The 14843-nt window shown below is 66.2% G+C and carries 9 protein-coding genes; 5 read left to right on the top strand and 4 right to left on the bottom strand.

All coding sequences use genetic code 11. The features are described from left to right. The first annotated feature begins 40 nt into the window (after positions 1-40). The 5 genes from MU856_RS13515 to MU856_RS13495 all read left to right on the top strand — a co-directional run bounded on the left by MU856_RS13515 (position 41) and on the right by MU856_RS13495 (position 9595). Positions 41-1723 (top strand): TonB-dependent receptor domain-containing protein, encoded by a 1683-nt coding sequence (locus MU856_RS13515; protein ID WP_263587751.1) that lies wholly within the window; start codon positions 41-43, stop codon positions 1721-1723. A gap of 86 nt (positions 1724-1809) precedes the next feature. After that, positions 1810-2814: a LacI family DNA-binding transcriptional regulator gene (locus MU856_RS13510; RefSeq protein ID WP_263587750.1), complete on the top strand. Its 1005-nt coding sequence runs from the start codon at positions 1810-1812 to the stop codon at positions 2812-2814. Between the two features lie 171 nt (positions 2815-2985). Then, entirely contained in the window at positions 2986-5898 is a 2913-nt protein-coding gene (gene pgmB, locus MU856_RS13505; RefSeq protein WP_263587749.1) for a beta-phosphoglucomutase, read from the top strand. A 14-nt stretch (positions 5899-5912) separates the two neighbouring features. Then, a complete protein-coding gene (locus MU856_RS13500; RefSeq protein WP_263587748.1) occupies positions 5913-8282 on the top strand; it encodes a TonB-dependent siderophore receptor in 2370 nt (789 codons plus the stop codon). Positions 8283-8347: 65 nt separating this feature from the next. Further along, positions 8348-9595 (top strand): MFS transporter, encoded by a 1248-nt coding sequence (locus MU856_RS13495; RefSeq protein WP_186402936.1) that lies wholly within the window; start codon positions 8348-8350, stop codon positions 9593-9595. Here MU856_RS13495 and hutU read toward each other — a convergent pair. Genes hutU through hutI form a run of 4 tightly spaced genes read right to left on the bottom strand, consistent with a single transcriptional unit; the run spans position 9592 to position 14787 of the window. Further along, positions 9592-11256 (bottom strand): urocanate hydratase, encoded by a 1665-nt coding sequence (gene hutU / locus MU856_RS13490; RefSeq protein WP_186402937.1) that lies wholly within the window; start codon positions 11254-11256, stop codon positions 9592-9594. The genes MU856_RS13495 and hutU overlap by 4 nt on opposite strands. Next, a complete protein-coding gene (gene hutG, locus MU856_RS13485) occupies positions 11253-12056 on the bottom strand; it encodes an N-formylglutamate deformylase (RefSeq protein WP_263587747.1) in 804 nt (267 codons plus the stop codon). Before hutG ends, hutU begins: the two co-directional genes overlap by 4 nt. Then, entirely contained in the window at positions 12056-13603 is a 1548-nt protein-coding gene (gene hutH / locus MU856_RS13480) for a histidine ammonia-lyase (RefSeq protein ID WP_412072793.1), read from the bottom strand. The genes hutG and hutH overlap by 1 nt, the downstream gene beginning before the upstream one ends. Then, complete coding sequence (gene hutI / locus MU856_RS13475) at positions 13582-14787, bottom strand: imidazolonepropionase (protein WP_263587745.1); 1206 nt, start codon at positions 14785-14787, stop codon at positions 13582-13584. The genes hutH and hutI overlap by 22 nt, the downstream gene beginning before the upstream one ends. Positions 14788-14843 lie beyond the last annotated feature (56 nt).

Raw genomic sequence — 14843 nt, 5'->3', positions numbered from 1 at the left:
ATCACGATTACGACAGCGAAATCAGCGACTTACTTGGAGAATGTGGGTTTACAACGCGTTCGACGATACGATCGACGACTGGTCGCGCCAGTTTGCCCCGGAAGAAACCGGCGGGCTGGAAATGCAGCGCAGCAAGCAGACGACCTACAGCATCACGCCCGGTATCCGCGGCAATTTTGGCAATGCCTGGAATTACGAGGCATCTTTCAATTACAGCCGCTACCAGTCGGTCGTGCGCTGGCCCCAGATCGTCAATTCCAAGGCGATCGCCTTCTTTCTGGGCGAACAGCTGGGGGTCGACGAGGACAGCGGCTATCCGATTTTCAACGCCGATCCCGCGCGGCTCTACACCGCGCTGACGCCTGCCGAATATGACAGCATTTCGGCCGATACGGTCTATCGTCCGTATAGCTGGACCAGCAATTTGCAGGCGACGCTGACCAATGGCGAGCTGTTCCAGCTTCCGGCCGGCCCGGTCGGGGTCGCGGTGGTCGCCGAATATGGCAAGCAGGGCTATAATCTGCGTCCCGATCCGCTGGCGCTCACCGACTATTATTACAGCTGGAAAGACAGCGACGGTGCGGGCAAGCGCAGCCATGCCGCGATCGGCGGCGAAGTGCGCGTGCCGGTGCTCGATTTCGTGACGCTGACGGGTGCCGGCCGCTATGACACCTTCGGCTTTGCCGGCCGCGATGTCGGCAAGTTCACCTATAATGGCGGGGTCGAAGTCCGACCGACGAGCAGCCTGCTGCTGCGCGCCGCCTATGGCACTGCCTTCCGCGCGCCCGACCTCCACTATGTCTTTACGGGGCCGGGCAATGTGCAGAGCAGCGTCGATGACTATTATCTGTGCGCGGTCGAAGAGCCCGACGAGGATATCGGCGATTGCAGCTATTCGGGGACCGGCGTCGTCGTGAACCGGACCGGCAACCGCAACCTCGACGCCGAAACCGGACGAACGCTGACGGGAGGCATCGTCTTTTCGCCGTCGAGCCGCCTCCATGTTTCGGTCGATTATTTCCGCGTGACGCTCGACAATCAGGTCGACGATCTCAGCATCGACACGCTGGCCCGGACCGAGGCGGACTGCAGCGTGCTGACCGCGGGCGGCACGCCCAAGCTCGATCCCAATTCGCCGACCTGTCAGGATGCCTTCGCGCGCATCACGCGCTTTGCCAGCGGCGGCAATGCCGGGCAGATCTCGTCGATCCGCGTCAATCCGATCAACATTGCGCGCGAAAGGACGAGCGGGATCGATATCGCCTTCCGCGGCAGCCTGCCAACCGGTATCGGCAACTTCACCCTGTCGCTCGCGCACAGCCATGTGTTCAAGCACAGTTTCCAGCAATATCCGGGCGATCCGTTCGTCGACAAGCTCGCCGTCGATAGCGGCTATTACCTGCCGCGCGACAAGTCGAACGGCAGCATCTCATACGAAAATGAGGGCTTTCAGCTGACCTTTTCGGGCACCCGGCTCGGCAAGCTGCCCAATTATGACGAGGATGCGTTCATCAAGGCGAGCTACCTCTTCAATGCGACCATGCAATATGATTTCACCGATCATCTGCGCGGCTCGCTGACGGTGCGCAACCTGTTCGACACGAACCCCGTCAAGGACCCGACCTGGTCGAGCTATCCCTATTACAACACCAGCTGGTTCGACAGCATCGGACGCAGCGTGTTCCTGCAGCTCACCTACAAATTGGGAGGATCGGCGCTCTGACCGGTCGCGGCGGGGGCGGGCTTCCGTCCCCGCCGCCCTCCTCTTAGGCGCTTGTGAAACAAGGCGGACGCGCGTTAAGGGGAGCCATGGCTAATGGCACCGGTCCCCTTGGCGGCGGCAATGCGCGCCCGACGATGGCCGACATCGCGCGCGAGCTGGGCGTCGCGAAGATCACCGTTTCGCGCGCGCTTTCGGACAGCCCGACGGTCAAGGAAAGCACGCGCCGGCTGATCCGCGACACCGCCGAACGCATGGGCTACCGGCTCAATATTTCGGCGCGCAATCTGCGGCAGCAACGCACCCGGACCATCGCCGTAGTCATCGAAATGGCCCCCTCGCACGACCGCCTGATGAGCGAACCTTATCCGCTCTCGCTGCTCGGCGGGATCATGCAGGAACTGACTGCAGCCGGACAGAATATGGTGCTGACGACGATCGAGTTGTTCGCACAGCACCCGCCGTCGGCCGACGGGGTCATCCTGCTGGGGCAGGGCGTGCATGACGATGCCGCCGCGGCGATCGAGGCGACCGGGCTGCCGTATGTGGTCTGGGGCGCGGCGCACGGCCCGCCCGGACGCGTCGTCGTCGGCAGCGACAATCGCGCGGGCGGCGGGCTCGCCGCCGACTATCTGCGCGCGCGCGGGCGCCGCGCGCTGCTGTTCCTTGGTGAAACCCAGCATGGCGAGGTCGAGGATCGGCTCCAGGGCTTTGCCGACGCGCTGAAGGGCAGCGACGCCGCGGTGATTGAGCGGATCGCCTGCGCCTTCACCGCCGCCGCCGGGCGCGAGGCGATCGATCGGCTTCTGGCCAAGGGCACTGCCTTCGACGGCGTCTTCGCGGCGAGCGATGCCATTGCGATGGGCGCGATCGAAGCGTTGCAGGCGCGCGGCCTGTCCGTACCCGGCGACGTATCGGTCGTCGGCTTCGACGATTCCCCCGGCGCAGCGATCGTATCGCCCAAACTCACCACCATCCGGCAGGACTGGGCGGTCGGCGGCGAATTGCTCGCCAAGAAGGTGCTCGATCTCGTCGCGGGCAAGGGCGCCGATTCGCGCGCCATGAGCGTGGAACTGGTCGCACGCGAAAGCTGAATCACTGCGCGAACGCGCCGTAGTTCGCACGTCCTTTCCCGCAATGGTATCGATAACTTGACATCGATACCATTTTTGCACCACAAGATGGCTTCGATGGAGCGCGCGCCGGCCGAGCGTGCGCCGCGGGTGAGGATGACAGTGGCAATTTCCAGCGCAGCTTCTGATACGATGCGGCTTGTCCGACACGGCGGCGACGCCGTCGGCGATCAGGCGGCCGCGCTGTTCGCGCTCGCCAACGGCCTGGTCGGCGTTGAGGGCGTCGCCGACGAATGCGCCGCTGCGCCCTGCGCCTATCTCCCCGGCGCCTATGTCAGCCGCCCGATCGATTATCATGAAAGCTTTCCCGGCTACGCGACCGCGACTGACACGCGGATCAAATGCCCGAGCCCGGTGGCCCTGCGCCTGCGGATCGACGGCGCGCCGGTCGATTTTGCGGCTGCCGAGCGCCTCGAAGCCGAGAGCCTGCTCGATCTTGCCTGGGGACAGCTTCGCCGCCGCACCCGCTGGCGTCTCGCCGATGGCCGGACGATCGAGATTGCGGCCGTTCGCATCGTTCCGTTGGACGGCGATGCCTGCGTCGCAACGCGTCTGTCGGTCTCGCCGGTGGATTTCGCCGCGACGATCGAGATCGATCTGATCTTCGGCACCGATGCCGATGGCGGCAACGCCGATGCGGCCGACGATCCGCGTATTTCCGGGCGGCTGCGGCCGGTCTGGACCGTTCAGCCTTCCGAACCGGGCGACACCCCTTCCGTGGTCCGGTTTGCCCAGGGTGCCGTCGAACTCGCCTATCGCCAGCGGGTCGCCAGCCTCGATGCGCCGGTGGTGCGCATCGACGGCGGCCATATGGTGCGCGGCGCGTTGGTCGCCGGCGGCACGCTGAGCGTCGACCGGGTGGTCGCCATGACCTGCACCCGCGGCCACCCGGTCGACATCGATGCGCTGCCCGAACCGCAGCCGTTCGACGCCATTGCGGCGGCGCAGCAGCGCGCGGTCGACCAATTGTGGGCGCATGCCGATTTTGCGATCGCGGGCGACGACGCGCTGACGCAGGCGCTGCGTTTCGACCTGTTCCAGCTCCACCAGTCGGCCAGCCGCGACCCGGACCACAGTATCGCGGCCAAGGGGCTGTCGGGCGAAGGCTATGAGGGCCATTATTTCTGGGACGCCGAATCCTTCATGCTCCCGGTGCTGGCGCTCCAGATGCCCGACCGGGCGCGCACCCTGCTGCAGTATCGCATCGGCAAGCTTGCGGCGGCGCGGGCGCATGCGCGCGGCATTGGCCATGCGCGCGGCGCGCTCTATCCGTGGCGGACCATCGGCGGGGCCGAATGTTCGTCACATTATCCGACGGGGTCGGCGCAATATCATATCAACGGCGACATGGCGCATGGCGTTGCGCTGTATGTCGCGGCGACGGGCGATAGCGACGTCCGCCGCGCTGCGGCCGAAATGCTGTTCGAAACCGCGCGCATCTGGCCCGAGATCGGCGCCTTCGACCCGCGCCGCGGCGGGGCCTTCTGCATCTATGGCGTGACCGGGCCCGACGAATATTCGGCGCTCGTCGATAATGATTATTACACCAACGCGATCGCGGCGCGGCACCTTGCCTATGCTGCCGACACCGCCGACTGGCTGGCGCACACCGATCCCGCGGCCTTCGCGGCGCTGGCGCAGGCCATCGGCCTCGACGCCGAAGAAGTCGCGATGTGGCGCCGCGCCGCCGAGGCGATGTGGTTGCCGGTCGATGCAGAGGCCGGGGTAAGCCCGCAGGACGACGCCTTTCTGGGACGGCCGAAGCTGGCTGATCTGGCACCGCTCGACGAGCGCGGGCCGCTGCTGATGCGCTATCACCCGATGATCCTGTTCCGGCACCAAATCGCCAAGCAGGGCAATGTGCTGCAGGCGATGGCGATGGATCTCGTGTCGTTGCCGCTCGCGTTGCAGCGGCGCAATTTCGACTATTACAGCCGCGTCACCGCGCATGATTCGACGCTGTCGTCGGTGGCCTTCGCAATTGTGGCGGCGCGGCTCGGCGAGGATGGGGAGGCGCTCGATTTCCATCGCGAGGCCGCCTTCGTCGATCTGGAAAATCGCCACGGCAACACCTCGCACGGCCTGCACATGGCGGCGCTTGCGGGAAGCTGGCTCGTGCTTGCGCACGGCTGGGGCGGTCTGTGGCTCGGCGGCGATTGCCCCGCCTTCGCGCCGCGCATCCCCGCCGGCTGGGCGCGCTATCATTTCCGCCTGATGTGGCGCGGCAGCGTGATCGAGGTTGCGGTCGATGCCGAAGGGGCGACCTATCGCCGCCTGTCGGGCGCGCCGGTCGATATTGTCGATCACGGCCGCCCGGTTCGTCTTGCCGACGCGGCGGTCCGGATGGCGCGCCCGGCGGTGCAGGGCGTGATCTTCGACCTCGACGGCGTGCTGACCGACACGGCCGAGGATCATTACCATGCGTGGCAGGCGCTGGCCGATCAATATGGCTATGCCTTCGACCGCGCCGCCAACGACCGGCTGAAGGGCGTCGATCGCGCGGGATCGCTGCGCCTTATCCTGGACGGCGCGGGCGCGTCGGTCGACGACGCGCGCTTCGAGGCGATGCTTGCAGAGAAGAATGCGCTCTACCGCGCGCGGCTGGCCGCTTATTCGCCCGCCAATCTGTTCGACGGCGTGCGCGCGCTTTTTGCCGCGCTGCGCAGCGCGGGCATCAAGATCGGCCTCGCCTCGGCGAGCCGCAATGCCGGCGACGTCGTTCGGTTGCTCGGCATCGCCGACCAGTTCGATTTCATCGCCGACGCGGGCGCGATCGCGGCGAACAAGCCGGCGCCCGACATATTCCTGGCCTGTGCCGACGGCATGGGCCTCCCCCCGGAACGCTGCATCGGTATCGAAGATGCGCAGGCCGGAATTTCAGCCATCCATGCGGCGGGCATGGTGGCGATTGGCATCGGGTCTGAAGAGGCGCTGCCCGATGCCGACGTGCACGTCCCCGCCATCGGGGCGCTTTCGGTCGACCAGATCCTGTCAGCAGAACGGGAAGCGGCGAGCGCGGGCAACCTTTCAAAGAAAACAGGATAAGTGGAGGAACAGCCATGTTGAAACGGACCTATCTGCTCTCGTCGATCGCGCTCATCGCGCTGCCGGCGGTGGCCCATGCCCAGGAAGCGCCTCAGCCCGCCGACGATGCGGCAGGCAATGAAATCGTCGTAACCGGCACCGCCGGCGGCGGGGTCAGCCGCCAAGCCGCGGCCTTTGCGATTACCAGCATTTCGGCCGATGCCATCGAACAGGCCGCGCCGAACAGCACCGCCGACCTGCTGAAGGTCGTGCCGGGCGTCATGGCCGAAAGCTCGGGCGGCCAGAATGGCGCCAACATCTTCGTGCGCGGCTATCCGTCGGGCGGCGACGCCGAATTCGTCACGCTGACGACGCAGGGCGTGCCCTTCTTCTCGCCGCCGACGCTGTCGTTCCTCGAAAACACGCAGCTTATCCGCATCGACGAAACGATCGCGCGGGTCGAGGCGGTGCGCGGCGGCACCGGCGCGCTGTTCGCCAACGGCCAACCCGGCCTGACCGTCAACTTCGTCCAGAAAGAGGGCGGCCCCGAATTCGGAGGGCTTGTGAAGGCCAGCGTCACCGATTTCGGCGACATGCGCGGCGACCTGCGCCTGTCGGGTCCGCTCGGCGACAACACGACCTTCATGGTCGGCGGCTATTATTCGAGCGGCCACGGCATCCGCAATCCGGGCTTCACCGCCGAAAAGGGCGGGCAGATCACCGCCAATATCCGCCATGACCTCGACAAGGGTTCGATCCTCGTCTTCGCGCGCTATCTCAACGATCATGGCCAGTGGCTGCTGCCGATCCCGGTGATCCGCGACGGCGACAAGGTGCGCCAGTTCGGCAATATCGACCCCGGCACCGGCGTGATCGCCGGCCCCGAAACGCGCCTGTCGGTGCTTCCCGACGGCACGCGCGCCGACCTTGGCGACGGTCGCGGCGCCAAGCTGATCAACCTTGGCACCAATTTCGATTACGAGATCGGCGACGGGCTCCAGCTGCGGTATCGCGCAAGCTATCTGAAGGGCGATGCCGATACGACCGGACTGGTTCCCGCGAGCACCGCGATGTCGGCCGCCGACTATGCGGCGAGCCTCGGCAGCACGATCGGCAGCCTGACCTATGTCAATGGGGGCGATGCGGTCGCCAATGCGGGCAGCCAGCAGGTGATCCGCGCCGGCACCTGGATCGTGCGCAAGCAGATCGAGGATTTCACCAACGACCTCAACGTCGAATGGGACAGCGGCAACAACAAGTTCACGCTGGGCGCCTATTTCTCCGACTTTTCGTCGAAGGACCAGTGGAACCTCGGCAACATCCAGCTGCTGACTGCCGAAAACAATGCGCGGCTGCTCAACCTGACGCTCGCCGATGGCCGGGTCGTGACCGATCGCGGCTTTACGCAAGGCAGCTTCTTCAACGTCAACGCCGCCTATGACGGCCGCGAATATGCCTTTTATGCGGTCGACGAGTTCCAGATCACGCCCGAACTGCGCTTCGACGCGGGCTTGCGCTATCAGCATTACAAGGCAACCGGCACGCTGGAAAACAACGCGACCGTGCTCGACGCCGACGGCGACCCGAACACGCTTTACGACCAGAATGTCGCGGTGCTCGACGGCACCTTCCGCAATATTTCGTACAGCAAGGGCGCCTGGTCATGGACGGCGGGCCTGAACTACGACTTCTCGTCGTCGGTCGGCGCCTATGTCCGTTACAACCGCGGCAACACCAATCCCTTCTTCGACAATCTGCGCGACGGCATCCGCGTCTCGCCGCGCGTCGACAATTTCGAAGGCGGGGTGAAGGTGCGGACCGACATGCTGTCGCTCTATGCCACCTTGTTCCACACGAAGTTCGAAGGCCTTGTCACCACTGTCATCCAGAATGGCGCACCGCAGGCGTCGATCGGCGGCGCGCGCAGCACGGGTGTCGAGCTGGAAGGACAGCTTCGGCCGGTCGACAATTTCACGCTCGCCTTCTCGGGCACGTGGCTCAACGCCAAATATCGCGACTTCTTCACCAACAACGGTGCGACCGACCTCAGCGGCAACCGCGTCCAGCGGCAGCCGAAGTGGCAATGGCGCGTGACCCCGGCCTATGAACTGCCGTTCGGCAACGACGGCAAGGTCGGCGTCTATTCGACCTTCACCTATATCGGCGATCGCTTCTCGGATACCGGCAACACCCAGTCGCTGCCGCATTATTTCAAGATCGATGCCGGCGTGACGGTCGACGTCAACCGTGCGCTCAGCTTTGCGGTCACCGCCGACAATCTGACCAACGAGATCGGTCTGACCGAAGGCGATCCGCGCACGCTGGGCCAGAATGCGGCTGAAGTGCTGAATGCCCGTCCGATCCTCGGCCGGTCGTTCCGCTTCAGCGCCGCCTATAAATTCTAGGTCATCCCTCCCTGGGTGGTCGCGGCCTCTTCGCGACCACCCCTCTTTGCGGCAAAGGACTTGGCATGGCCCGCACGCGTTTGATTGCCGCAATGATTCTGACCTATGTCGCCTTCGCGATGCTGCTCAACAGCGTCGGGACGGTGATCCTGCAGTCGATTTCCAGCTTTCATGTCACGAAGCCCGAGGCGAGCACGCTCGAAGGTTTCAAGGATATCACGATTGCGATCGTCTCTTTCCTGACCGCGAGCTATCTGCCGCGCATCGGCCTGCGTAACGCGCTGATCGGGGCGCTGCTCCTCGCGATCGCGGCGTGTACGGTCATGCCGCTCGCGGGAAGCTTCGGCGCAGCGCAATTGCATTTCGCGATGGTCGGCGCGGCCTTCGCGGTCGCCAAAGTCGTCGTCTATTCGATGATCGGCCTCGTCACCGACGACGCGCGGCACCACGCCAGCCTGACCAGCCTGATCGAAGGCATGTTCATGGTCGGCGTGCTGTCGTCCTATTGGGTGTTCAGCGCCTTCATCGACCCGATGGGCCTGCGCTGGCTCAACGCCTATTGGGTGCTGGCGGTGATCCCGGCGCTGGCGCTGGCCTTCATCCTGTCTGCATCGCTTGACGAGCGCCGCACCCATGCGGGGGAGGAGGCCGCCGACGAACAGGGGCCGCCGCTCGTCGCGATGCTGCGGCTCGCGGCGCTGCCGCTGGTGCTCGTCTTCATCGTCTGCGCCTTTGTCTTTGTCCTGATCGAGCAGGGCATCGGTACCTGGCTGCCGACCTTCAACAACGAGGTGCTGCACCTGCCGGCGCAGATGAGCGTGCAGGCGGCGAGTCTGTTCGCGGCGTGCATCGCGCTCGGCCGTTTCGGCGCCGGCGCGGTGATGGCGCGCTTCGACTGGTATCCGGTCCTGAATGCCTGCCTGGCCGTACTCGCGGCGCTGATCATCCTCGTGCTGCCGCTCGCCGATGGCCTGCGTCCGGTGCCGATCGAAAGCTGGCGCGATGCGCCGGTCGCGGCTTTTCTCTTCCCGATGATCGGCTTCGCGCTCGCGCCCATTTATCCGACGATCATTTCGGTGATGCTGAGCGCGATGCCGAACCGGCACCACCCGTCGCTGATGGGGCTGGTCGTCGTCTTTTCGGCGCTTGGCGGCACGACCGGGTCGCTGATTACCGGGGCGCTGTTCGCGCATCTCGACGGGCGCACCGCCTTCACGCTGATGCTGGTGCCGACGGCCCTTCTCGGCGCCGGGCTGTTCCTGCTCCGCCGCCGCATACGTGCCGGAGAAACGGTAACAGCGCAGCCCGCCTAACCGAGCGAGGGCAGGTCGAGTCCCTTTTCGCGCGCGCAGTCGATCGCGATGTCATAGCCCGCGTCGGCGTGGCGCATGACGCCGGTGCCGGGGTCGTTCCACAGCACGCGTTCGAGCCGCCTGGCCGCATCGGGGGTGCCGTCGGCGACGATCACCATGCCGCTGTGCTGCGAAAAGCCCATGCCGACGCCGCCGCCATGGTGCAGCGACACCCAGGTCGCGCCGCTCGCGGTGTTGAGGAGCGCGTTGAGCAGCGGCCAGTCGCTGACCGCGTCCGACCCGTCGCGCATCGCTTCGGTTTCGCGGTTGGGCGAGGCGACCGATCCCGAGTCGAGATGATCGCGGCCGATGACCACGGGTGCCTTGAGTTCGCCCGACGCGACCATCTCGTTGAACGCGAGCCCAAGCCGGTGACGATCGCCGAGCCCGACCCAGCAGATGCGCGCGGGCAGGCCCTGGAAGTGAATCTTCTCACGCGCCATGTCGAGCCAGTTGTGCAGATGCGCGTCGTCGGGCAGCAGTTCCTTCACCTTGGCATCGGTCTTGTAGATGTCCTCGGGATCGCCCGACAGCGCCGCCCAGCGGAACGGACCGATGCCGCGGCAGAAGAGCGGGCGGATATAGGCGGGAACGAAGCCGGGGAAATCGAAGGCATTTTCGACGCCCTCGTCCTTCGCGACCTGCCGGATATTGTTGCCATAATCGGTCGTCGGCACGCCCGCGGCCTGAAAATCGAGCATCGCGCGGACATGCACCGCCATCGACGCCTTGGCCGCCTTCGCGACAGCCTGCGGGTCGCTTTCGCGCTTCTCCATCCATTCGGCGACGCTCCAGCCGATGGGGAGATAGCCGTTCACCGGGTCGTGCGCGCTCGTCTGGTCGGTCAGAAGATCGGGACGGATGCCGCGGGCGAACAGGTCGGGCAGGATTTCGGCGGCGTTGCCGAGCAGGCCGACCGACACCGGCTTTTTGTCGGCGCAGCTCTTTTCGATGATCGCCATCGCTTCCTCGATCGTCTGCGCCGCGACGTCGAGATAGCCGGTGCGCAGCCGCATCTCGATCCGGCTCGGCTGGCACTCGATCGCGAGGCACGATGCGCCCGCCATCACTGCCGCGAGCGGCTGTGCCCCGCCCATACCGCCAAGCCCGGCGGTGAGCAGCCATTTGCCCGCGAGGTCGCCGCCATAATGCTGGCGCCCCATTTCGACGAAGGTTTCGTACGTCCCCTGCACGATGCCCTGTGTGCCGATATAGATCCACGATCCCGCGGTCATCTGCCCGTACATGGCGAGCCCGCGCTTATCGAGTTCGCCGAAATGCTCCCAATTCGCCCAATGCGGGACGAGGTTGCTGTTCGCGATCAGCACGCGCGGCGCGTCGGGGTGGGTGCGAAAGACCCCGACCGGCTTGCCCGACTGGACAAGCAGCGTCTCGTCGTCTTCGAGGCGCTTCAGCGTCTCGACGATGCGGTCATAGCTTTCCCAGTCGCGCGCGGCGCGGCCGATGCCGCCATAGACGACCAGTTCCTCGGGGCGTTCGGCAACGTCGGGATGAAGATTGTTCATCAGCATGCGCAGCGGCGCTTCGGTCAGCCAGCTCCTGGCGTTGAGCCGGTCGCCGGTCGGTGCCTTGATGACGCGGCTGTTGTCGAGGCGGCTCATGGATATCCTTTCGCAAAATCGAGGGTCGCGGCGATCACTTGCTGCAGCGTCGGCAGGATCGCGGGATCGGAGTCGAGCGGGCTTGGCCAGTTGCCGGGGTCGAAAGACGCCGGTTCGACCATATAGCCGCGCTGGGCGAGCTCCATCTGGATCGCGTGGATGCCCGCGTCGGGGCGGCCGTAATGGCGCGTTGTCCAGCCGCCCTTGAAGCGGCCGTTGACGACATGGCTGTGGCCGCTCGCGGCGCAGATGCTTGCAACCACGGTTTCCAGTTCGGGCGCACAGGTCGCGCCGCTGTTGGTGCCGATGTTGAATTGCGGCAATTCGCCGTCGAACAGGCGCGGCACATGGCTGCGGATCGAATGGGCGTCGTAAAGAATGACCTTGCGATGCTGCGCCTTCAGTCGTTCGATCTCTGCCGCGATCGCATCGTGATACGGGCGGTGATAGAGGCCCAGCCGGCGGACGACTTCGGTCTCGTCTGGCGCGCCGAAGCGATAGAGCGGGTCGCCGTCGAAGGTCGTCGTCGGGCAGAGCTCGGTCGTCGCCTGCCCCGGATAGAGCGAGGCGCCCGACGGATCGCGGTTCATGTCGATCACGCTGCGCGAGATCGCGGTCGCGATCGTCGTCGCGCCCAGATCGAGCGCGAAGGCGTAAAGATCGGCGATCCACCAGTCGGTATCGAGCTGCGCGCGCCATGGCGAGACGAACTGATCATCGAGGCCCGCAAGATCGGTGCCGCCGTGCGGGAAGGCGACGATCAGCGGGGCGTCGCCGCGGTGGATGCGCAGCCAGTCCATCAGCCGATCCCCGGAAGCTCCGCGGCCACCGCGGTTGCAAGGCTGCCGGTGCGGATCAGCGCGGTCGCGGCTTCCATATCGGGATGGAAATGCCGGTCGTCGCCGAGCGTGGGGACGACCGCGCGCAGATGCCTGCGCGACGCCTCGAGCGCGGCGCTCGATGTCAGCGGGGTGTGGAAGTCGATGCCCTGACAGGCCGCGAGCAATTCGATGCCGATCACTGCGCTGACATTATCGGCCATGTCGAGCAGGCGCCGCGCGCCATGCGCCGCCATCGAGACATGATCCTCCTGATTGGCAGAGGTTGGGATCGAATCGACGCTGGCGGGATAGGCGCGCTGCTTGTTCTCGCTGACCAGCGCGGCGGCGGTGACCTGCGGGATCATGAAGCCCGAATTGAGGCCGGGCCGCGGGGTGAGGAAGGCGGGCAGGCCCGACAGCGCGGGATCGACGAGCATCGCGATGCGCCGTTCGGCGATCGACCCGATCTCGCACAGCGCCAGCGCGATCATGTCGGCGGCGAAGGCGACGGGCTCGGCGTGGAAATTGCCGCCGGACAGCGCCTCGTCGCTATCGGCGAAGATCAGCGGATTGTCCGAAACGCCATTGGCCTCGACGTGCAGCGTCGTGCCGGCCTGCCGCAGCAGGTCGAGCGCCGCACCCATCACCTGCGGCTGACAGCGGAGGCAATAGGGATCCTGCACGCGCGGATCGTCTTCGGCGTGCGAGGCGCGGATCGCCGAACCCGCCATCAGGCCGCGCAGCGCATCGCCGACCTCGCGCTGCCCCGCATGACCGCGCAGCGCGTGGATGCGCGCGTCGAACGGCGCGTCGGAGCCTTTGGCGGCTTCGGTCGAGAGCGCGCCGGTGATCAGCGCCGACTGGAACAGCGTTTCGGCGCGGAACAGCCCGGCGAGGGCGTTGGCGGTCGAAAATTGCGTGCCGTTGAGCAGCGCCAGGCCCTCTTTGGGGCCGAGCTCGAGCGGTGCCAGATCGGCGGCGGCAAGGGCCTCGGCCGCGGGCAATATCTTGCCGCCGACCTCGATCGCGCCGACGCCGATCATCGCGGCCGCCATATGCGACAGTGGGGCGAGGTCGCCGCTTGCGCCGACCGAACCCTGCGACGGGACAACGGGGGAGAGGCCCTTGGCCAGCATCGCTTCGAGCAGTCCGACCGTTTCGCGCCGTACCCCCGAGGCGCCGACGCCGAAGCTGGCGAGCTTGAGCGCCATCATCAGGCGGATGACGGGCGTGGGTGAAGCGAGGCCGGTGCCGGCGGCGTGGCTGAGCACGATGTTGCGCTGCAGGATCGACAGCTCGTCGTCGGCGATCCGGACGCTCGCCAGCTTTCCGAAGCCGGTGTTGATGCCATAGACCGGGGCGCCGCGCGCGACGATGCGCGCGACCGCCGCGGCACTTGCGTCGATCGCGTCCCAGGCCGGCGCGGCAAGCCGCGCCGCCGCGCCTTCGTAAATGGCCCGCCAGTCGGCCAGCGTCATGCCGCCCGGCTTGATGACAATCTGCGTCACGTCGTCTGTCCCATCCATATCCGCTGGTGCAGCGGGTTGAGGCCCATGCGGCCGACCAGATCGGACGGCCGTTCGATATCCCAGATCGCAAGGTCGCAGCGCTTGCCCGCCTCGATCGTGCCGATGCTGTCCGACAGGCCGAGCGCCTGCGCCGCATGGCGCGTTACGCCGAGCAGGCATTCGTCGGTAGTGAGGCCGAACAGCACCGCGCCCATGTTCATCGTCAGCAGCAGCGAGGTGAGCGGCGAGGTGCCGGGATTGCAATCGGTTGCGAGGGCGATCGGCACGCCCGCCGCGCGCAGCGCCGCCACGGGCGGCAGCTTCGTTTCGCGAAGGAAGTAAAATGCGCCGGGCAGCAGCATTGCGACCGTCCCCGCATCGCGCATCGCGGCAATTCCCGGTCCGTCGAGATATTCGAGATGATCGGCCGACAGCGCGCCATGCCGCGCGGCGAGCGCCGCGCCATGCTGGTTGGAAAGCTGCTCGGCATGCAGCTTGACCGGCAGGCCCTGCGCGGCGGCGGCGGCGAACATCCGTTCGGTCTGCGCGGGCGTGAAGCCGATATTTTCGCAAAAGGCATCGACGGCATCGGCGAGCCCTTCGGCCGCGATGGCGGGCAACACTTGCTCGCATAGCAAGTCGATATAGCCGTCGGGGTCGCCCACAAATTCGCCTGGCAGCGCGTGGGCGCCGAGAAAGGTCGTCCGCACTGTGACCGGGCGCGCGTCGCCCAGCGCCCGTGCGGCGCGCAGCATCTTCGCTTCGTCGGTCAGGGTCAGGCCATAGCCCGACTTGATCTCGATCGTCGTGACGCCCTCCGCGATCAGTGCGTCAAGGCGCGGCAGCGCGCTGCGGACCAGCGCCGCTTCGCTCGCCGCGCGCGTCGCCGCCACCGTCGACGCGATACCGCCGCCCGCGCGCGCAATCTCTTCATAGGACGCGCCCTTCTGGCGCAGTTCGAACTCGGCGATGCGGTCGCCCGCGAAGACCAGATGGGTGTGCGCGTCGATCAGCCCGGGGGTGATCCAGCGACCGTCGCAGTCGATGACATCGGCGGCATTGGGGGCGTCGGCTGCGGGGCCGGCAAAGGCGATCCGGCCTTCGCGCAAACCGATCGCGCCGCCCTCGACGACGCCGAGACCGGGCAGGTCGGCGCGCATCGTGGCGAGACGGGCGTTGGTCCACAGGCGATCGCAGCGCATGCCCTCTCCTCCGGCTTGTGGCATCGACTCAATAATGTATATACATAAATCCGAAC

Source organism: Sphingopyxis sp. GC21, from assembly GCF_025727575.1.
GTDB classification, from domain to species: domain Bacteria; phylum Pseudomonadota; class Alphaproteobacteria; order Sphingomonadales; family Sphingomonadaceae; genus Sphingopyxis; species Sphingopyxis terrae_A.
The sequence above is the reverse complement of the archived record's forward strand: the minus strand, read 5'-3'. Positions and strand labels throughout refer to the sequence as shown.

Bases quoted from the DNA above. Each gene is read 5' to 3' on its own strand.
- MU856_RS13515 (WP_263587751.1), top strand. From the start codon at position 41: ATGTGGGTTTACAACGCGTTCGACGATACGATCGACGACTGGTCGCGC.
- MU856_RS13510 (WP_263587750.1), top strand. From the start codon at position 1,810: ATGGCTAATGGCACCGGTCCCCTTGGCGGCGGCAATGCGCGCCCGACG.
- pgmB (WP_263587749.1), top strand. From the start codon at position 2,986: ATGCGGCTTGTCCGACACGGCGGCGACGCCGTCGGCGATCAGGCGGCC.
- MU856_RS13500 (WP_263587748.1), top strand. From the start codon at position 5,913: ATGTTGAAACGGACCTATCTGCTCTCGTCGATCGCGCTCATCGCGCTG.
- MU856_RS13495 (WP_186402936.1), top strand. From the start codon at position 8,348: ATGGCCCGCACGCGTTTGATTGCCGCAATGATTCTGACCTATGTCGCC.
- hutU (WP_186402937.1), bottom strand. From the start codon at position 11,256: ATGAGCCGCCTCGACAACAGCCGCGTCATCAAGGCACCGACCGGCGAC.
- hutG (WP_263587747.1), bottom strand. From the start codon at position 12,056: ATGGACTGGCTGCGCATCCACCGCGGCGACGCCCCGCTGATCGTCGCC.
- hutH (WP_412072793.1), bottom strand. From the start codon at position 13,603: ATGGATGGGACAGACGACGTGACGCAGATTGTCATCAAGCCGGGCGGC.
- hutI (WP_263587745.1), bottom strand. From the start codon at position 14,787: ATGCGCTGCGATCGCCTGTGGACCAACGCCCGTCTCGCCACGATGCGC.